Raw genomic sequence first — 18447 nt, 5'->3', positions numbered from 1 at the left:
CGATGACAGCCCAAATCCTGGAGGAGATCTCGTTCCCGTGTCGAATGCTCAAGTGCTGTGTCAAATATCGATCAATATATTTCAATTAATGAAATGATATACCTATCGAGGGTGAGCCCAATTGGTAAAGAACGCCAACGCAAGCTCCATCAAGGCTCTTAAACTACTTAATCTCTTCACGCCCAGCATCCCGAGTCTTACCCTTGACGACATCAGCACCATGTCGGGCCTCTCGAAATCCACGGCATTCCGGATGCTCAGCGCGCTTGTCTCCTCAGGCCTTATTGATGTAAGCGGCGACTCCCGCGGCCCGCGTCGTTACAGGCTGGGATTGCGGCTTCTCGAACTGGGACAGATGGTAGCGGAGCAGATGGAAATCCGGTCTATCGCACTCCCATTCATGGTGAAACTGCGGGATGAGATCGAGGAGGCCGTGCAGCTCGTCGTGATGGACCGGGAAGAGGCGGTCTATATTGAGAAGGTGGAGACCACTCAGCCGGTAAGGCTGTATACGAGGGTCGGAAGAAAGGCTCCAGTGTACGCGGGCGCGTGCCCGAGGGCGCTGGTGGCGTTTCTCCCTGATGACGAGTTGCAGCGCATCCTGGACGAACAGATCCTCCAGAGGTTTACTCCCGTGACAATCACAGACCGCAAGGAGCTCGAAGAGAGGATCCGGATGGAGAGGGCCCAGGGCTATACCATCAGCTGCGGCGAGCTTTACGAAGGCACCTGGGCCATCGCCATGCCCATCAGGGATTACACAGGCAAAGTGGTGGCTTCTATCAGCATCGCCGGCCCGCAGGCGAGGTTTGGTCCCGAGCGAGAGCCCGTTCTGGTCAAGGCATTGAAAAGCTGTGTTGACGCGGTCTCTTCGAAGCTTGGATACCGGCCCTCAGCCGGAGAGGAGGAGCGCGGATGAAGGTTGTCGATCTGAACTGCGACCTCGGCGAGGATTTCGGCAGATGGAAGATATCCCTGAATCCCGAGATCATGTCCCTGATAACCTCCGCGAACATTGCGTGCGGTTTTCATGCGGGCAGTCCAGGTGTAATGCGTAGGACCGTGAAGCTCGCCGCCCGCGGAATGGCGATTGGGGCCCACCCTGGATTACCCGACCTGGTGGGCTTCGGAAGAAGGCCCATGGACATCAGCCCGGACGAGGCAAGGGACGACCTCGTGTATCAGGTAGGAGCGCTCGCCGCGTTTGCGAGGGCTGAGGGTGTAAGGCTGACCCACGTTAAACCCCACGGAGCGCTGTACAACCAGGCGGCAGGAGACCGGCGACTTGCCGAGGCGCTGGTGGAAGGCATCCGCGAGGTGGATCCCTCCCTCATACTGGTTGCCCTTTCCGGAAGCGAGCTCTACAAGGCAGGCAAGACCGCCGGCCTTCGCACCGCCAGCGAGGTGTTCGGGGACCGCACCTACAGCCGCGACGGGGGCCTCGTTCCCAGGTCGCAACCAGGCGCGCTCATCCACGACCACGAAAAGGCCGTTGAACAGGTGCTTCGAATGGTCCAGGAGGGTGTGGTCATAGCCGTTGACGGGACCAGGGTTCCAATCGTTGCCGATACCATATGCCTGCACGGCGACGGTCCCGATGCGCTCGGGTTCGCGCAGGCCATCCGCACCGCCCTGGAGCGCTCGGGCGTCAGGGTGGCCCCACTGGCGGACTGGCTGGAGATGTGAGTATGAGCCAATCGAGTGCAAGTGTTCCCCCCACGACCCCCCGCCAGTTCAGGCAGAGGATACGTCTCGGGGAGTGGACGGGACCAACTGCCGGGCTCGCGCCTGGCCATGCACAGGCGGGTATCCCTGTGCGACACATCGAACTCGGCAGAAACGTCCCAATGTACATAACCAATCGCCAGTGCATGCCTGCCGGTGCCTTCAAGGGGCCTCTTGTCGTGAGCATGCGCCCGATCCCCAGCCACCTGGTCGCAAAGGCCGTCCTCATCACTTCCAGGTATCCCTCGGTCCATGGAGCGCCCGTGGCCATTGGAAACCCGGAATCGCTCGGCATCCGCGACATCGAAAGGCCCGATTTCGGTGATCCGGTTCCAATTCACGAAAACGAGGTCCCCGTTTTCTGGGCCTGCGGCGTAACCCCGCAGGCAGCGGCAATGACAACCCACCCCGAGATAATGATCACTCATGCGCCCGGTGGCGCGACCGTCGCCTTCACGGGGGCCAACCCCGTTCAGGTCATCGTTTTCGCGCAGGCGATCAACGGTGTGCTGCTCCCGATCTCGACCATATACCTCATCATAGTCATGAACCAGTCGAGGATCATGGGCAAGTTCACCAACAACCCCACGCAGAACATCCTGGGTTGGGCCGTGACCCTTGTCACGATCCTCCTGGGGCTCCGGCTCGTGCTAAGGTCTTTCGGGATTATCAAGTAATCCGTTCGGGTACGCGGGGCCGGCGGCCGCTAGGCCGCCGCCCCCGGTGTGTAAGGCAGGAGTGAGTGTTGTGTATCCGGAGGCCAGGTATCTTCCTGCGGGCGATTGTGGCGTCGTCGTGGAGTTCGGCGGCGAGATATCGCCGGGGGTTTCCAGCAAGGTCAGATCGATGCAATGCGCGGTCGAAGGTTCGGTGATACGGGGCGTCCTCGAAACGATACCCACATACAGGTCGCTGCTGGTGCTGTACGACCCGCGGGAAATCGGTTTCTCGGAGCTCGTCAGCGCTCTCAAGGAACTCGAAACGCGCCTTGACGCGCTGGAACTGCCGTCTCCCGTAGTCACCGAGATCCCCACTGCCTACGGGGGAGAGTACGGACCGGATCTCGAATGCGTCGCCGCCCACACGGGCCTCGCGGCTGATGAGGTCATTCGCACGCACAGCAGCGTGGACTACCTGATCTACATGCTCGGGTTCACGGTTGGGTACCCGTACCTCGGTGGCATGCCGGAACGCCTCGCTACTCCGCGGCTGAAAAGCCCCCGCGCCCGTGTTCCCGCCGGGTCGGTAGGTATCGCGGGGCCCCAGACGGGAATTTACCCCATCGAGAGTCCCGGGGGCTGGCAGGTTATCGGGCGAACCCCGCTCAGGCTCTACGACCCGTCCCGCAATCCTGCGGTCCTGCTACGCGCCGGCGATTACGTGAGATTCGTCCCGATCTCGGCAGCGGATTTCGAGGAGATCCGCATCGCCGTTGAAAGTGGCGCCCACGTTCCGACCATCGTACCGTATCCGGGGCCCGGACTGGGCGGCAAACCGGCCTCTCCGACTGCCTCGCGGGCCGGTGCGGACCACATCCCCGCGTCGCTTTCGGCCGCGCAACCACGGGTCGACCACGGCGCCGGCGCCCGCGATCAATTGCACAGGTCTGCCGACTCATTCGAGGTCCTCGACGGCGGCTTCCTGACCACGGTACAGGATTACGGGCGTTTCGGTTACCAGCAGTTCGGGATGCCGCCATCCGGAGCGATGGACAGGTTTTCGCTGCCGGTCGCAAACCTGCTGGTTGGGAACAGCCCCGATGCAGCCGGCCTGGAGGTCACTTACGTAGGCCCCAGACTCCGCGCCCTTAGGCCTGTCCTGGTGGCCGTTACGGGAGCGGAGTTCGAGCCTACTGTGAACGGCCGGCTCGTCCCGCAGTGGGAGTCGATTGAACTGCGCGAGGGTGATGTCCTGGAGTTCGGCGTCCCGCAAGCGGGATGCCGGGCGTATATCGCCGTTGCCGGCGGTATCGCCGTGCCCGTCGTGATGGGGAGCAGGTCGACGTACTTGCGAGGTGCTGTCGGAGGGATCGAAGGACGACGGCTGGCCTCCGGCGACCGCATCGCAACCCTGATTCCTGAAACCGGTGTATTTGCTGCCACGGGCAGCTCCATGCCTGACCGCCTGCGACCGCGGTTCGGCAGAGAGTGGGTTGTGCGGGCCGTCCCGGGCCCACAGGCCGACCATTTCACACGGGCGGGGATCGATACCCTCTTCTCGGCCGCCTGGACTGTCACCGGGCAGTCCGACAGGATGGGCATGAGGTTGAAGGGCCCCAGAGTGGAGCACGCCGGCAAACCCGATATCATCTCCGACGGTATTCCTCACGGTGCTATCCAGGTGCCCGGCGAGGGCCAACCTATCGTAATGCTCGCCGACCGCCAGACGACCGGGGGCTATCCCAAGATTGCCACGGTAATCGGGCCCGACATCGATCTGCTCGGCCAGGCGAGGCCGGGCGACACCGTGTTCTTCCGGCCAACCACGGTGGAACAGGCTCATGAGGTCCTGCGGACGTATTCAGCCACGCTCTCCGCAATTGCCGCCAGACTCCGGCCGAAGGTCATTGGGAGACGCGCATTCCTCGTAAGCGTCGGTGGGAAGGTCTATGAGACGCTCGTCGAGGAGATTGAAGCGGACTGAACCGCCACATCCCGGGTGATGCTGGGGGCGAGCCTGCGAAGTAGCGGCAGCACAACAGGTCCGCGCGTTTGACGGCGGGGGTGGGTTCAGTTATAATGATGATGCAGTTCAGGTCGGCATAATAGCATCCAATCATCAGTCGGGGCGTAGCGCAGTTTGGCTAGCGCGCATGGTTCGGGACCATGAGGTCGGTGGTTCAAGTCCACTCGCCCCGACCATTATTTTGCCTGTTAGAGGATTATCCGCCACCTGCCATTCCGTAGCCCGGTTTACACTTGCCATTCCATTTGCCATTCTGACGATCTATGTCCGGCCTGTAGGCTTGTGTCCGACGAGATTGTCCTAGCCGAAGCAGATTCTCTCTGAATCGAAGGAAGCACGTGGGAATAGATGTTGAGCGTCGTTCCAACGTCCGAATGCCCCAGGCGTTCCGAGACTACCTTTGGATGGATCCCGGCGAGGAGAAGTATGGTGGCGTGCGTGTCTCGGAGGTTTCGGAAGGGTATATAGGGGACCCCAGCCTTCCCCATCCGGCGATAATCACCGCATACACCCGGCCCTCTTCGATCATCTGCTCCAGCGTGGGGATCGGAACAAGTCCCTTCGCCCTGATATGCCACATATCAATCTTGACGCCGTAGGTGAATGCGAATGCCTCGATCCTCTCGCGCTGGCGCTGGATGCACTCCCTGGCCTTGGGCATGCGAATCCTCGCCTGCATATGGGCGACGACAAAGCCCTGGCGGTTGTCGGGCGTCATTTTCTCAGGTCCGGGTGAATCAGGAGCGTAGTCCATATGCGAGTCATATCGTCGGAGGTGATGTTTGCCCAGTTTATTTTCTTGGCCTCGGCGGCCTCCAGCTCAGTTCGATAGACGCAGCCGTCCGAGGTATTCCCGTACTTGTCCTTGAGGTTGAAGTAGGCGGCCACGTTGACTAATCCGACATCGAGCGCGCCCTTGTACGCTGCTTCGTAGATGTCCTTCATTTTCATCTCGATGCCGCTACGAATGAGGGACGATGTGTAAGATTGTCTGCCGCATTGAACTCGACATAGACGGCCCAACCGCCCTTGTCGGCCTTCTCCACCTGCACCGAGCGAAGGAATGGCTGACCACGGTTGTTGTTGCCTAAGAGCTTGCCCCTGACAACAGACTCGGTCTGCTGTTGCGGAGTTGCCGCCCGGGTTACCTGTGCCGATGACGGCGCGGGTGATGATGCTGGTGCGGTAGCCGGCGCGGGCTTTGATGGTCGGCCAGTGCTGTTGTAGATTGCGTTGGCTACGAATAACAGGACAATGATCCCCACAATCGTCAGGCACCCAATCCGCCGCCGGGGCCTCTTCACTTGGTTCTCTGGCATACCCATCGCGACCCCTCCGTTTCATGATGTGCTGTCCACAAAACCTCTCCGATTACCCGGCTGAGCTTCAACCGGCAATCAGCGCTGGAGGTACGCGACTGGGAGCGGGCGGTGGCGCAGGACGCGGGGAGCATCACTGATAAGACAGCTGGCAAGCACCTCATAATTGGCGGCGTCGGTTTCGTCGCCAGGAGTGGTGGGACTCTTCGCGAGGTCCGCATCTTGAAAAACGGCGGCGCTACGATTGGGATAGTCAAGGTGTGCAGCAGTTTCTCCAGTAGCAGGGCGTTTGACGTGCAAGTCTCTGCCATTGAGAACAGGAGTGTCAATGACTACGTTGAGCTCGTCGTACTCCAGGACACTGGAAGCGCGTTGGATACGGTTGGAGAGCCGAATTCTTTCTTCGTCCCCGCGGCGCCTGCCGGGTTTCAGCGCAGGCGAGCGACCGAGTAGCGAGACTGCATACCGGCAGCCTCAGCCGCCTTCAGGCGGCTTTCGTATTGTAGCGGGCCTCAAACGGAGTAGGAAGGGGTGAAGGGTGTGGCCTATAACACGAAGGCGATCCTGAAGGATAAGGATGGTAAGCCGATCCCGCAGTATTTCGACGAAGTTGCGGACGACTACAAACCGCTCCTGGGAGAAGGAGGAGGGAATCGGGTTGCACAATACTACTCGACGAAAGAAGCAAAGCGGCAGACGCTCACGCCGAACCAGGAAGCCGTTCTAATTTTCGCCCAAGCCTGCGAAGCCTTCGACATCCTCAACATCGGACCAGGAGACATCTATCTCGACATCGATTCGTCTGCCGAGATAGGAGGCGCGGGCGATGTTCTTGTCCCGGAGGGCGCTGCGTACTCGCTCCAGGTCAAGGGTACTGCTGTGCACGTTATTGGCGACTACGCTGCTGTTGTGCAGTGCGTGGGCTATAGGTAGGGGGTGGAGAAGCGTACCGTTTGCCGCAGCCTTAAACAAGAGACGACTGTTGGCCAAAGCTCAAATTGAGGATGACGAGATTCTACAGACTTCAGCGCTTTGGAAGTCGGGGACTGTGGCTTCCCGGTTCGGCCAGCCGCTTGTCAGTGACCCCACTTGTCTGGCTGCAGTACATGTGGTCGGGGCATACAGCGAAGAGCGTGTACTCATCAGGGATATCTGCACAAAGGGGGTCGCGGGCGGGAAGATTGCAGCACCTCTCGTTGAGGCCATTGATTTTGGCTATCCCTACCATGTTAAGCCGCGCGAGAACAACTATATCACCGGCCGGTTCATGAGCCTCGATGGGTATCCTATACCGGTTTACGAGAGCACCCACGTTGCCGAAGGCGACAACCAAGCCGCGAAGTCTCGAATCTTTGGTTGGGATGGAGTCATCTACCTGGTGACGGAGACTCAGAACGTTGGTTCTCAGCGAATGAACGGCTGGCTTCACGGTACAGGCGGCCAGGCGAACAATGATGTTACCATGGAGACGGTCGGAGGCCACAGACTCATCACTGCACAGGAGAAAACCTCCGACTTGTGGTTCGTGATCGGCTGCACACCCGAAGACCAGATGGCCATACAGTCGAGTGGGATCGTGCTCAACGAGGGGCCAATTGCAGACAAGGTGGATCCTATCGTCGGTGGGGCATGCTATTACGGTTTTGGCAGAGAGAACATGGGGTTGAATGGCGAGATGCTGATCTGTTTCGCGATGGGCACCGACAAGGCGAGCACCCAGGCTAAGGTGGCAGGTGCTCTCAGCTCTGGATGGAGGATTCCGCTTGAATCCTGCATGGGCTATTGGCGGTCGTTTTTCGCGGGACTCAGGGAGCGCTGGCTATATGTTCCTGCTGAACTGCGATTCAAAGGGTATATGGCATTACAGCAGAGTATGATGGCTGCTTATCGGCCAAATTCCCAGGGGACCTTCCTTGGTGCAGGCCCGGGAGCATGGTACGGCAATTTCATACGCGACACTGCCTGGGTAATCAAGGCCCTTGCCCCAATAAAGCCGGATGTGGCCGGTGAAATGCTCGATTGGTTCGCCAACGTCGCTGAGCCGATTTATGGCTCAAACTCATACGGGATTGACGGTGCGGAGCCCGGGAACTACCACAATACGGATAACGCGGCAACCTGGCTGCTGGCGGTAGGGGAGTACTGGAAGCAAACGCGGGACTTGCCGCGCATGACGGCTCTGAAAGCGCAGATAGACTCCGCCCTGCAATATGCACAGGTAAACTACGTTCCGGCGGACGGCCATATCGTAGCCCTGCATCCGCACGACTTTGCTGATGATGGGTATTTCCCCCTGCCCACAGGGGACATCAAGTATGAGTCGATGGTCGATATTTTGTGGATCGCTGGCTTAGAGGCGATATCTCCCGTTTACACGGCCCTCGGTGATTCTGTCAGAGCGTCATTCTGCACACAGACCGCCACAGAGATGAGGGCCCATATTGACGACTACAGAGTCCCCGGGACCAATGGCAGGTTGTGCCACTCGCTTAAACCGGACGGAACCCAGCAGGATGCGGCGTGGTGGTTCGCTTCGATGCTGTATGATGCGTGGCTTCTCGGCAACGAGGACTCCTGGAAGTGGTGCTCATGGTCAAAGCAGGTCCTCGGGGTCAAGAATGTTTCGTTAAACTACGGGCTTGTTATCTCCCGACAGCCGACCGAACAGAATCGAGATGAGAGCTGGGGGCCATTCCTCGGCATTGTGGCAAAGCTGGCGGCTGAGCACGGAGACCTCGAGCCCGCCTCCTTCTTGGCGACGGCATTTCCGAGCGGAACATTCCCTGAGTTCTGGCATCTGTCAATGGCAACCGGTTCCGTTCCGGCCCATTACTCACACGCGATGAGTTTCCCATGGACTCACGCAAGCGTGCTTGAGCTGGTGGAGACTCTGGCTGCACTGAGATAACCACCTAAACGCGCTACGTTGCGCGACAATATCAAGGCTTTGTGATCCAATGGCCGCCGGCGGGCGGCTTTTGTGTTGGAGGAGGCGATGGAGATGGAGCAAGCGGAAGTTATCCTCGCTCGCCACGACGAGCGCTGGCGGGGGCTTCTTTCCTGACGTACCTGGTGGTGTACACGAAGGCCTTCGTGAAGCTCCCTTCAGATCTGTACGCGGTCATGGTGGGCTTCGCCGTCATTCTGCTGGCGCAGTTAGCCACGGGCGCGAGCCCCCGCCAACTGAGTAGTGTACTTCCTGGCCCTGGCGAATGGGTTCCTCGTGACGGCTTCTGCGGGCAAGGCGAACGATAAGGCTTGGTCAGGATTGGTCAAGATGGCAAGAAAAGCGGAGAGAACCGTTTTCCGGTCCCCTTCGCTTTTGGCAACTATTGCTGTGTGTAGGAAGGTTCTTCTTTGGAGACTTCGTTCCACCGTTGTTCCAGACGGCGGATAATGCCGCCTGTCTCGGTTGCGCAGCTACGAAAGAGTTGCTTTGCGTTCTGATTCTGAGACTCAAGGGAGAAACTTTCAAGGTCGGCCTGAACGCTCTTCAGGTTAGCCAGCATTGTTTGGTACTTGTTTCCTACGGTCATGACATCGCCACCTCTGCATTTAGTGAAATTAGTTTGCGAATCTGGCGCGGGAAAATATACTGAGCGAATCCCGCCCAGCATGATTGTTCTTTGAGATTGGGTCGGTAGCGGCGTTTTAAGGACGATATTTGAGGCCGGGTTTGCGGAGGTTGTAAGTGGTGGTCTACATTATCCAGGGTTTCATCTCTGAGGGGCGCCACAACCGCCCGGGCAGGAAGACTGCCCTCGACCTCCGATTCCTGAACCGCTCCACCTCCGCGTCAAGTTCAGCGCACAGCCTCGATACGGCGCTCTTACTCACGCCTGATAGCCCGAGCGCCTGCACGAGTTCGTCCACCTTGCGGGTACTAACGCCGTGAACGTAAGCCTTCTGGACCACCGAGACCAGCGCCCTCTCAGCACGCCTTCTGGGCTCGAGGAGGCTTGGGAAATACGACCCCTGCCGGAGCTTGGGGATGCTTAGGTTGACTGTCCCGACCCGGGTATCCCATTCCCTGACCCGGTAACCATTGCGATAGGTGAGCCGGTCGGGTGTCCTCTCATAGGCGCCGGCGCCGATCTTCTCCGCGACTTCGAGGTCAATTAGCGCCTGAGCCAGCACCTGTACCGACTCCCTGAGGAAATCGGCGTTCTTCTCCATGCCCACCTTGCGTAGCCAGTCCAAAAGTGAGAAGCTGTCATTGGCCACCTCGTCGTCCCTCCTGTAGATGTTTGGTCGCGCTTACATCCGCAGGAAACCACGGGGTGGCTACTTCTGTCAACAGCCTATCGAATTTACACCACTACTTGAGACTCTAACCGTCAAAAAAACCGTCAACTTGACTCCGGGGGCAGCAGGGACCGTAACGAACTGAGGCAGGCGGTTCGATCAGTGTGGGGGCCTTGCTGCCAAGAAACGGGCAGCGGGGTCCCCGCTTTGTAAAGGATTTGGATTACCGCTCTCGTAATAGTCCAATCGCGCACTTCCCTTCAAGTGAACGATCCCCTGATGTACTGGGTGTTGTTTACAAATGCACTAATATGGATCCTCTAATGCGAGGAGGAACGCCTGTGGACTTTTGTCTTTACAAAGACGCGGCCCGTCTCGCTCTGCTGGAACAGATCGTGGACAACCCTTATGAAGGTGTAGTAGCGGTTGATTCGGAAGGTCGCATAGTGCTCATTAACCACTTCTATGCCGATTTCCTCGGGATTAATCTGGGCGACGTACTCGGGAGGCACGCCACCGAGGTAATTCCCGGCACCAGGTTGCACATTGCGGCCCGGACGGGCACGCCCGAGTTCTTCGTGTCGATGGTCTTCCACGGCGAACGGATGTTGGGAGTTCGCCTGCCGATAATCAAGGACGGCCAGCCGATCGGCGCATTCGGCAGGAGCCAGTTCTGGACGGTGGAGCAGCATAAAGAAATGCTCAAGGAGATCGATTCCCTCAAGAGTGCTCTCGATTACTACAAGGGGGAGTTGAAGAAGGCCCGCGGGTTGGTCTATACGTTTGATTCGATGGTCTGCAATAGTGAGTCCGTGCACGAGCTAATGGCGAAGGCCAGGAAGCTCGCTTCCACGAACCTACCCATTCTAATAATGGGGGAGACGGGTGTCGGGAAGGAACTTCTGGCGCAGGCAATACATGCTGAGAGCCCCCGCTGTGACGGCCCGATGATCAAGGTCAACTGCGCTGCCATACCGGAGAGCCTCTTCGAATCGGAACTGTTCGGGTACGAAGAAGGAGCGTTCACGGGCGCGCGAAAAGGCGGCCGCAGGGGACGATTCGAACTCGCGGATAAGGGGACGCTGTTTCTCGACGAGATAGCCGAAATGCCGGTGCCGGTCCAAGCGAAACTACTCAGGGTCCTTCAGGAAGGCGAGATCGAGAAGGTCGGCAGCGAGAAGAACAAGCGCGTCGACGTCAGGATTGTCGCCGCAACCAACCGCGATCTGGTTTACCTTACGGATGAGAAGAGATTCAGGCAGGACTTGTTTTACAGGCTCGGTGTAGCCAGGTTCGTTGTTCCCCCGCTCCGGGAAAGGGTCGAGGACATTCCGATGCTTGTCGAGGCGTTGCTGACGGAGATCTGCAGCAACCTGGGCAGGACGAGCGATATGAGGGTAAGACCGGATGCCATGGATATCATAATAAGATACCGGTGGCCCGGCAACGTTCGTGAACTCCGCAGCGTCCTCGAAACGAGTGTTGCACTTCATTCGGCGGGAAGCGAACTCACGCCCGACGACCTTCCCCAGTACTTGAAGGCCAGCGTTGAGGGAAGCGGTCACAATGTTCCGGCAAGCCTCAAGGGGTCGATAGAAACGCTCGAACGCTCGATGGTGTTGCAGGCCCTCAGTAGTGCCGGAGGCAACAAGGCGAAAGCAGCCAGAGCCCTGGGCATCCACAGGTCCGTACTGTACAGGAAACTCAGTTCGTTTGAACCCGAGTAGTCTCCGGCTAGCCGTCGGGCCTCCCACTTGAGTTCCGGGTGTGCGCCCTCACCTGTTGCGTAGCTGTCGGAGACACATGTCGCATCAGGAGACACCTTCAGAAGACCAGTGGTCTGAGGCCTGTTTTCTTCAGTGCGGGCCCACACGAAGGCGTCGCAGAACGCGACACTTCACAGCGTCGTCCAAGCATACTCCGGTGGATAACCGGGGTTTTTTCATTTGGCACGGTGCTTGCACTACGAAGACCGGAGAAGCGGCGAGGAGGTGCTGCGCGTGGATAGGCTTGAAGGTAAGGTAGCTGTTGTTACGGGTGGGGCCAGGGGTATAGGCAAGGCCCTCTGCGAGGTCTTCGCCAGAGAGGGGGCAGCGGTGGTTGTCGGGGATGTCCAACTCGACCTGGCGAGGAGCGTTGCAGGGGCGATAGTCGAGTCGGGCGGCAAGGCCCTTGCGGTGCCGCTGGATGTGGGGGACAAATCCCAGGTTACAGCCTGTTTTGAGGCTGCCGTGAGGCAATTCGGAGGAGTTGATGCCCTCCTAAACAACGCGGGGATTAACAGGGACGCCTTTCTGACCAAGATGACTGAGGAGCAGTGGGACAACGTTCTGCGGGTCGATCTCAAGGGCGCGTTCTTGTGCGCTCAAGCCTTCGCCCAGGTGAACTCGGCTTCAGGCGCAGGAGGCGCTATCGTCAACATCTCTTCCATAAGCGGGTTGCGTGGGAACATGGGGCAGGTTAACTACTCCGCAGCCAAGTCCGGACTTGTAGGTATGACCAAGACCATGGCCCTCGAACTGGCCAGGTTCAACATCAGGGTAAACGCGATCGCTCCCGGGTTCATCGACACCGAGATGACCAGGGTTGTTCCCGAGAAGGTTCGCGAGATCTGCAAGGCCCAGATACCCATAGGCAGGATCGGTTCCCCTGAAGAAGTCGCGAAGGTCGCGCTGTTCCTGTGCTGCGATGATTCCAGTTATGTGACCGGCCAGACGCTCAGCGTCAACGGCGGCTGGTACATGTAATCCGGGAGGTGAGTGCATGAAGCCTGTCTACATCCTCGAAGCATGCAGGACTGCCATAGGCACGTTCGGCGGGACTCTCAAGTCGATGTACCCGGTTGACCTTGGCGTAGTTGTAGTCAGGGCGTTGGTAGAAAGGGCGGGACTGAAGCCGGCGGACGTCGACGCAGTGGTTTTCGGCAACGCCCTTGTGACCGATGCGCAGGGCGGCAACCCGGCGAGGCAGATCGCCGTCAAGGCGGGCCTCCCCATCGAAGTCCCCGCCTATACTGTGAATAGCAACTGCTCCTCCGGTATGGTCGCAATAATATCGGGCGCTCAAGCTATTCTGGCGGGTGACTGCGAGTGCGTGATAGCCGGCGGCGCTGAGAACATGAGCCTCGCTCCGTACCTGGTGCCAGCGGTAAGATGGGGGGCGAGAATGGGCCACACCGGCATCTTCGATACTCTCCGGCTGGGTCTCGACGACCCGCTCGGGGGCGCCATGGACCTCACGGCTGAGAACATCGCTCAGAAGTACGGGATCACCAGGGAGGAGCAGGATCGATTCGCCGTCGAGAGCCACAACAAGGCCGAAAAGGCGATAGCCGAAGGTAGGTTCAACGACGAGATAGTCCCCGTATACGTACCGCAACGCGGGAAGGAACCTTTTACGTTCAAGGTTGACGAGCACCCGCGCAAGGGAGCGACCTACGAGCAGCTTGCCGCCATGAAACCGGCTTTCCGAAAGGAAGGCACGGTCACCGCCGGCAATGCTTCCGGCATCAACGACGGCGCCGGTGCACTCGTGCTCGCCGGTGAATCATTTGTGCAGCGCAAGGGGGTCAAACCAGTCGCCAGACTCATAGCGTACGCGACGGCGGGAGTCGACCCCGCGTACATGGGTATGGGACCCGTGCCGGCGTCAAAGAAAGCGCTGGAGAAGGCGGACCTCACTCTGGGCGACATTGACCTGCTCGAGTGCAACGAGGCTTTCGCCGCGCAGATACTCGGCGTAGAACGGGAGCTCAAGTGGGACAGGGCCAGGATGAATGTGAACGGGGGAGCCATCGCGCTGGGCCATCCCGTCGGTGCGACGGGAGCGATCCTCATAACGAAGATCGTCTACGAGGGACGCAAGAGAAATGCAAAGTACGGGCTCGCCACCCTGTGCGTAGGCGGAGGGCAGGGGGCAGCGATCGTAATTGGCCTTGAACCGGCTTGAACAGGAGGCCTTCGAGATGCGGGCATTGGACGGCATTAGAGTCATCGACCTCACCAGGTTCCTGTCGGGGCCGTACTGCACGATGCTGCTCGCGGACATGGGCGCCGAGGTGATCAAGGTCGAAACGCCCAAGATGGGCGACGACTTCCGGTTCTTCTGGCCTTTTCAGAATAAAGAGAGTGGCACATTCATGTGCACGAACCGGAACAAGAAGAGCGTCACCCTGAACCTGACCTCGGAGAAAGGGAAGAGGCTCCTCGCCGAGCTCGTCAAACAAGCGGACGTCTTCGTGGAGAACTTCAGCCCGGGTACCACTGCGAAGCTTGGGTTCGACTACGACTCGGTCAAGAGGATCAGGCCGGACATCGTATATGCATCTATATCAGGGTTCGGACAGGACGGGCCGCATAGTAAGAGGCCGGCGTATGACCTGATCATCCAGGCGGCGAGTGGGCTGATGAGCATGACCGGGTATCCCGACAGACCGCCGGTCAGGGTCGGGACGTCCATAACAGACATCCTGGCGGGCATGTTCTGCGCCTACTCCGTGGTGACTGCCTTAATTCACCGTAGTAGGACGGGAAGGGGCCAGCAAATCGACATCAGCATGTTTGACGCCGGCTTCTCCGTGCTTGAGAACGCAGTGGCCAGGGTCACCATGGCAAACGACGTTCCGACGCCCATGGGCGTACGCCATTCCTCCGGCGGGCCTCACAACATCTACAGGACCACGGACGGGTATGTAGTAATTGCCACAGGTAACCCGGGTCAGTGGAAGCGGCTATGCCAGGTGATGGGCCGGCCCGGCTTGGGTGAGGACCCCAACTTTGATTCAATGGCCAAGAGGAAGGCGGCAATCGAATTCGTGGATTCGGTGGTGGAGGAGTGGACTTCAGCGCACAGCACGGACGAGGTTGTGAACGCTCTCGAAGAGGTGAGCGTCCCGTGCGGGCCCGTGCTTACGGCGGACAAGGTCGTGGAACACCCGCAGCTCAAGTGGAGGAACATGCTTGCCAGGGTATTGCACCCCACGGCAGGTTGGGTAACCCTACCAAACTCGAACATCAAGATGTCCGAAACGCCTGGGGAGCTTTACGCTGCGCCGCCTACTCTGGGGCAGCATAACGTCGAAGTCTACTCGAGGCTTGCCGGCCTGAGCGAAAACGACATCGCTACGCTGGCGGCCGAGGGGGTCATCTAGGCGGATAACGGGTCACGAGGGTGCGGTGAAGCCCTCGTGACCCGAGGGTTTCGGAGTCCATCCAAAACGCCAAGGAGGTTGAAGCAATGGGCCTTTTCGGAATCTTATTATCGCTGGCACTGCTGATGTTCCTGGCTTACAGGGGTCTCTCGATCTACGTCATCGCCCCAATCTGCGCCCTTGTCGCGGCGGCATTCTCGGGCGAGGCTCTGCTCCCGGCTTACGTGAACACGTACATGAAAGGCGCCGCTGGATTCGTCCAATCCATGTTCCCCGTATTCCTACTCGGTACCATAATGGGCAAGCTCTACGAGGACTCCGGTGGGGCCAAGGCCATCGCCGGGGCCATTGTGAAGGCATTCGGCTCGGGCAGGCGGCTTCCCGCCATTGCAGCGATCATCCTTGCGGGGGGTATCCTCGGGTACGGCGGGGTCAACGTCATGGTCGCCACCTTCGCGTTATTCCCGCTCACGCTCGCGCTGTTCCAGGAACTCGGTATGCCAAGGCGATTCGTACCGGCCGTCATGATTTCAGGCCTTGCCACGTTCGCGATGGTAGGACCGGGGACGCCGCAGGTGCAGAACATCATTCCCGCCACGATACTCAAGACGCCGCCCACTGCCGGCCTGATCCCTGGCATTGTCGGGTGCCTCATGATATTCGGGATGTCCCTCGTTTACCTGGACAGGGCCATAACAACGGCAATGAAGGGCGGCGAGAAGTACGAGCCCCATCCTCAGGACAAGATAGTCACCGATCAAAACCTGCCGTCGCCGTGGGTTGCACTGTTGCCGCTGGTTGTGGTGTTTTGTCTGTTGAACGTGGCTAAGCTCAACATTGTTACCTCCCTTGTTGTGGGCATTATCCTGGGATTCGTTCTGATGAAGCCGTACCTGCGCGACATTCAGTCTACGATCAACGTGGGCGCTCTGGGTTCGGCCCCCGCAGTACTGAACACGGCTGCCGCGGTTGGCTTCGGGGCGGTCATCGGCACACTGCCCGGGTTCAAAGCGGCGGTGGACATTGTCACGAAGCTCGGCGGCAATCCGCTGATGGCGGCCGGTATTAGCGTCACTCTTATTGCGGGTATAACCGGCTCTGCCTCTGGTGGATTGGGTATCGCGCTTCCTATCCTGGCCCCGATTTTCGTCGGCCAGATGGGCGTGAATCCCGCTGCCATGCACCGCGTGGCCTCGTTCTGGTCATCGGGCCTTGACACTCTACCACACAACGGCGGCGTCATTACGATGCTCAACTACACCCGCTGCAATCACAAAGAATCCTATGTCCCGATGTTCTGGATCACAGTGGCGTTTACGCTCGTGGCGTCACTTGTTGTGACTCTGCTACTGGTGGCGTTCCCTTCGTTCGCCTAGACTGACGTAATGGGGCGCGGGTAAGAGACCCGCGTCGGCAAAGTCCTTAATCGGGGAGGGGTGGCTCCATGGAGGGTGGCACTGTCGGGGTTATCGGTCTCGGTCAAATGGGCTCACAGATAGCGTTGTTGTGCGCGCTCAGGGGGTTATACACAAGGGTATTTGACAGTGTGGAGGGGGTGCCGGAGCACTTCCAGCGATGGGCTGCTTCCTACCTTGATGATAGGGTACAAAAAGGGAAACTGGATCCTGCGGCCGCGGAGCAGGCCAGGACCCGGTTGTTCATAGAGAAGCGGATTGAAGACTGCGTGCGCCCGGCGGACTACGTCGTGGAAGCTGTGGTGGAGAACCTGCAGGCGAAGCAACAGGTGTTCCAGGAGGCGGATGAAGCGAGCCACAGGGCCCTGCTTTTCACGAACAGCTCCACCATACCGAGCAGCCAGCTGGTGAAAGGGTTGAGGTCTCCCGGCCGCGTGTGCAACGTCCATTTCTTCAACCCCGCTCTCGTTATGGAGCTGGTGGAGATCGTAAAGGGGCCTCATACGACCGGTGAGACCGTGACAGCCGCCCTCGAATTCGCCCGCAGGCTCGGCAAGACGCCCGTATTGTTAAACAGAGAGATCAGGGGCTTCGCGGTCAACAGGGTGCTGGACAGCATCTGGCGCGAATCGGTATACTTAGTGGGAGACGGCGTGATATCACCTGAAGATCTGGATACGGCCGTAGTCAAGGGGCTGGGGCATCCGATGGGGCCGTTCCGCCTGATGGATCTGGTCGGGATCGACCTCGTGTATTCAACTCAAGAGGCGGCATATCGGGAGACCGGTGAGGCCCGCCTTGCGCCCTCGCCATTGCTGGCTACGAAAGTGAACAAGGGCGAGACCGGAAAGAAGTCCGGAAAGGGCTGGTACAGCTACTGAGAATGTCGAGGACTGAGGGCCGCTGCAAGTACAGTAGGTGCAGCGGCCTCTTCGTTGGGCGAGAACGAAGCGAAGCCCTTGGCCCTAGGGTGCCTCCAGGTACTTGGGGGTGAGGAGCAGGCCCAAATCTGTGGCCTGGGTTGACCAGGAGTCACCTGTGACTCTCGTGAAGAAAGAGGTGTTGTCATTGCAGAAAGGAGATTTGATCTGGCTCCTAGCTCTGATTCTCGTGGTCCTGTTGCTGGTTCTGCCGACTACCCATGGCCTTTTCCTTTCCATGACCCAGCATCATCCCTACCTCACGGGGTTCCTGAAGTTTGCCCTCCTGGCCACTATGGGTGAACTGCTGGGAATCAGGATTGTCGGGAATACCTGGCGGAAACCGGCAGGGCTATGGGCTCGCATGGCGGTCTGGGGTTTCATCGGCATGCTCATCACCATGATGTTTGAAGTCTTTGCCGGCGGGGTTACCCATCTCCTGGTTAAGGGGCTGCTGCCGGGCCGGGATTCAAAACTGGCCTTTGCCTTTCTCACCAGCGCCATCATGAACCTGACCTTTGCCCCCACCTTCATGGGGTTTCACCGTCTTACCGACACCTACCTGGACCTAGTCTTCGGGGAGGGCCTGCTCAAGCCGCACTTGAGGGAAATGATTAACCGTGTTGACTGGGGGGATCATCTATCCTTTGTGGTGTTGAAAACCATCCCCATGTTTTGGATACCCGCCCATACCTTCACCTTCCTGCTACCCCCTGAATACCGGGTGCTGACTGCGTCCTTTCTATCTATCGCTCTCGGGGCGATCCTGGCCATGGCTAAGCGAAGAAGCACCGCGGCTTCCTTGAAAGCTGACAGATGAGGCTAAGCGAGACTTGAGATCGTAGTTCGGGACCATGAGGCTGTTGGTTCAAGTCCACTTGCCCCGGACTATTGTTTTGCCTGCCGGGCCTTACCTGCAGTATGGGTGGACGCCCCTCTTTTTCCCTGCAGCTCCCTGGCTAACCATGGGCGAGGTCCACTGTCACAGT

The 18447-nt window shown here is 59.0% G+C and carries 19 protein-coding genes, 1 tRNA gene and 1 pseudogene; 15 read left to right on the top strand and 6 right to left on the bottom strand.

Features of this window, described 5'->3' with window-relative positions:
- The first annotated feature begins 121 nt into the window (after window positions 1-121).
- The 5 genes from HPY55_00105 (at window position 122) to HPY55_00085 (ending at window position 4586) form a co-directional block, all read left to right on the top strand.
- The gene (locus tag HPY55_00105; protein ID NPV69029.1) at window positions 122-919 is read left to right on the top strand and encodes an IclR family transcriptional regulator; all 798 of its coding nucleotides are present in this window, start codon (window positions 122-124) and stop codon (window positions 917-919) included.
- Entirely contained in the window at window positions 916-1686 is a 771-nt protein-coding gene (locus HPY55_00100; GenBank protein ID NPV69028.1) for a LamB/YcsF family protein, read from the top strand. Before HPY55_00105 ends, HPY55_00100 begins: the two co-directional genes overlap by 4 nt.
- Complete coding sequence (locus tag HPY55_00095; protein NPV69027.1) at window positions 1575-2402, top strand: DUF1445 domain-containing protein; 828 nt, start codon at window positions 1575-1577, stop codon at window positions 2400-2402. Before HPY55_00100 ends, HPY55_00095 begins: the two co-directional genes overlap by 112 nt.
- Window positions 2403-2472: 70 nt before the next feature.
- Window positions 2473-4368 carry a 5-oxoprolinase subunit PxpB gene (pxpB, locus tag HPY55_00090; protein ID NPV69026.1) on the top strand — a complete coding sequence of 632 codons (1896 nt, stop codon included), beginning with the start codon at window positions 2473-2475 and terminating at the stop codon, window positions 4366-4368.
- A gap of 140 nt (window positions 4369-4508) precedes the next feature.
- Window positions 4509-4586, top strand: a tRNA-Pro gene (locus HPY55_00085).
- A 51-nt stretch (window positions 4587-4637) separates the two neighbouring features.
- Here the strand turns inward: HPY55_00085 and HPY55_00080 are convergent.
- From HPY55_00080 to HPY55_00070, 3 genes are read right to left on the bottom strand one after another with little or no spacing between them, the layout of a single operon-like run.
- Window positions 4638-4898 carry a tyrosine-type recombinase/integrase gene (locus HPY55_00080; GenBank protein ID NPV69025.1) on the bottom strand — a complete coding sequence of 87 codons (261 nt, stop codon included), beginning with the start codon at window positions 4896-4898 and terminating at the stop codon, window positions 4638-4640.
- The gene (locus HPY55_00075) at window positions 4805-5071 is read right to left on the bottom strand and encodes a hypothetical protein (protein NPV69024.1); all 267 of its coding nucleotides are present in this window, start codon (window positions 5069-5071) and stop codon (window positions 4805-4807) included. Before HPY55_00075 ends, HPY55_00080 begins: the two co-directional genes overlap by 94 nt.
- A 53-nt stretch (window positions 5072-5124) precedes the next feature.
- Window positions 5125-5361, bottom strand: a complete 237-nt coding sequence (locus HPY55_00070; protein ID NPV69023.1) for a hypothetical protein — start codon at window positions 5359-5361, stop codon at window positions 5125-5127.
- A gap of 479 nt (window positions 5362-5840) precedes the next feature.
- On the opposite strand from HPY55_00070, the gene HPY55_00065 reads away from it, so the two are divergent.
- The 3 genes from HPY55_00065 to HPY55_00055 all read left to right on the top strand — a co-directional run bounded on the left by HPY55_00065 (window position 5841) and on the right by HPY55_00055 (window position 8637).
- Window positions 5841-6182 (top strand): hypothetical protein, encoded by a 342-nt coding sequence (locus tag HPY55_00065; protein ID NPV69022.1) that lies wholly within the window; start codon window positions 5841-5843, stop codon window positions 6180-6182.
- 78 nt (window positions 6183-6260) lie between these two features.
- On the top strand, window positions 6261-6662 hold the full coding sequence (locus HPY55_00060; GenBank protein ID NPV69021.1) for a hypothetical protein: 402 nt from the start codon (window positions 6261-6263) through the stop codon (window positions 6660-6662).
- Window positions 6663-6711: 49 nt separating this feature from the next.
- Entirely contained in the window at window positions 6712-8637 is a 1926-nt protein-coding gene (locus HPY55_00055; GenBank protein ID NPV69020.1) for a hypothetical protein, read from the top strand.
- A 109-nt stretch (window positions 8638-8746) separates the two neighbouring features.
- Here HPY55_00055 and HPY55_00050 read toward each other — a convergent pair whose 3' ends face one another.
- The 3 genes and pseudogenes from HPY55_00050 to HPY55_00040 form a co-directional block, all read right to left on the bottom strand.
- Complete coding sequence (locus tag HPY55_00050; protein NPV69019.1) at window positions 8747-8893, bottom strand: hypothetical protein; 147 nt, start codon at window positions 8891-8893, stop codon at window positions 8747-8749.
- A gap of 165 nt (window positions 8894-9058) precedes the next feature.
- Complete coding sequence (locus HPY55_00045; GenBank protein NPV69018.1) at window positions 9059-9265, bottom strand: DUF1657 domain-containing protein; 207 nt, start codon at window positions 9263-9265, stop codon at window positions 9059-9061.
- Window positions 9266-9497: 232 nt separating this feature from the next.
- Window positions 9498-9905, bottom strand: a pseudogene (locus HPY55_00040) (IS256 family transposase).
- A 410-nt stretch (window positions 9906-10315) separates the two neighbouring features.
- On the opposite strand from HPY55_00040, the gene HPY55_00035 reads away from it, so the two are divergent.
- The 7 genes from HPY55_00035 to HPY55_00005 all read left to right on the top strand — a co-directional run bounded on the left by HPY55_00035 (window position 10316) and on the right by HPY55_00005 (window position 18278).
- Window positions 10316-11701, top strand: coding sequence for a sigma 54-interacting transcriptional regulator (locus HPY55_00035; protein ID NPV69017.1), 1386 nt, complete (start codon window positions 10316-10318; stop codon window positions 11699-11701).
- Between the two features lie 273 nt (window positions 11702-11974).
- Window positions 11975-12721, top strand: coding sequence for a 3-oxoacyl-ACP reductase FabG (fabG, locus tag HPY55_00030; GenBank protein ID NPV69016.1), 747 nt, complete (start codon window positions 11975-11977; stop codon window positions 12719-12721).
- Between the two features lie 16 nt (window positions 12722-12737).
- Entirely contained in the window at window positions 12738-13922 is a 1185-nt protein-coding gene (locus tag HPY55_00025) for an acetyl-CoA C-acetyltransferase (GenBank protein NPV69015.1), read from the top strand.
- A 16-nt stretch (window positions 13923-13938) separates the two neighbouring features.
- Window positions 13939-15123, top strand: a complete 1185-nt coding sequence (locus HPY55_00020) for a CoA transferase (protein ID NPV69014.1) — start codon at window positions 13939-13941, stop codon at window positions 15121-15123.
- Window positions 15124-15209: 86 nt separating this feature from the next.
- Complete coding sequence (locus HPY55_00015) at window positions 15210-16499, top strand: GntP family permease (protein ID NPV69013.1); 1290 nt, start codon at window positions 15210-15212, stop codon at window positions 16497-16499.
- Window positions 16500-16567: 68 nt separating this feature from the next.
- Window positions 16568-17419: a 3-hydroxyacyl-CoA dehydrogenase family protein gene (locus tag HPY55_00010; protein ID NPV69012.1), complete on the top strand. Its 852-nt coding sequence runs from the start codon at window positions 16568-16570 to the stop codon at window positions 17417-17419.
- 187 nt (window positions 17420-17606) lie between these two features.
- Window positions 17607-18278 carry an Mpv17/PMP22 family protein gene (locus tag HPY55_00005; protein NPV69011.1) on the top strand — a complete coding sequence of 224 codons (672 nt, stop codon included), beginning with the start codon at window positions 17607-17609 and terminating at the stop codon, window positions 18276-18278.
- Window positions 18279-18447 lie beyond the last annotated feature (169 nt).

The organism is Bacillota bacterium, from assembly GCA_013178305.1.
GTDB lineage: Bacteria > Bacillota > Sulfobacillia > JABLXB01 > JABLXB01 > JABLXB01.
This window is presented reverse-complemented; position numbering and strand designations above follow the sequence as displayed.

Coding starts and splice junctions, on each gene's coding strand:
- HPY55_00100 (NPV69028.1), top strand. CDS start 916: ATGAAGGTTGTCGATCTGAACTGCGACCTCGGCGAGGATTTCGGCAGA.
- HPY55_00095 (NPV69027.1), top strand. CDS start 1,575: ATGCCTGCACGGCGACGGTCCCGATGCGCTCGGGTTCGCGCAGGCCAT.
- HPY55_00080 (NPV69025.1), bottom strand. CDS start 4,898: ATGGGGAAGGCTGGGGTCCCCTATATACCCTTCCGAAACCTCCGAGAC.
- HPY55_00075 (NPV69024.1), bottom strand. CDS start 5,071: ATGCCCAAGGCCAGGGAGTGCATCCAGCGCCAGCGCGAGAGGATCGAG.
- HPY55_00070 (NPV69023.1), bottom strand. CDS start 5,361: ATGAAAATGAAGGACATCTACGAAGCAGCGTACAAGGGCGCGCTCGAT.
- HPY55_00045 (NPV69018.1), bottom strand. CDS start 9,265: ATGACCGTAGGAAACAAGTACCAAACAATGCTGGCTAACCTGAAGAGC.
- HPY55_00025 (NPV69015.1), top strand. CDS start 12,738: ATGAAGCCTGTCTACATCCTCGAAGCATGCAGGACTGCCATAGGCACG.
- HPY55_00020 (NPV69014.1), top strand. CDS start 13,939: ATGCGGGCATTGGACGGCATTAGAGTCATCGACCTCACCAGGTTCCTG.
- HPY55_00015 (NPV69013.1), top strand. CDS start 15,210: ATGGGCCTTTTCGGAATCTTATTATCGCTGGCACTGCTGATGTTCCTG.
- HPY55_00010 (NPV69012.1), top strand. CDS start 16,568: ATGGAGGGTGGCACTGTCGGGGTTATCGGTCTCGGTCAAATGGGCTCA.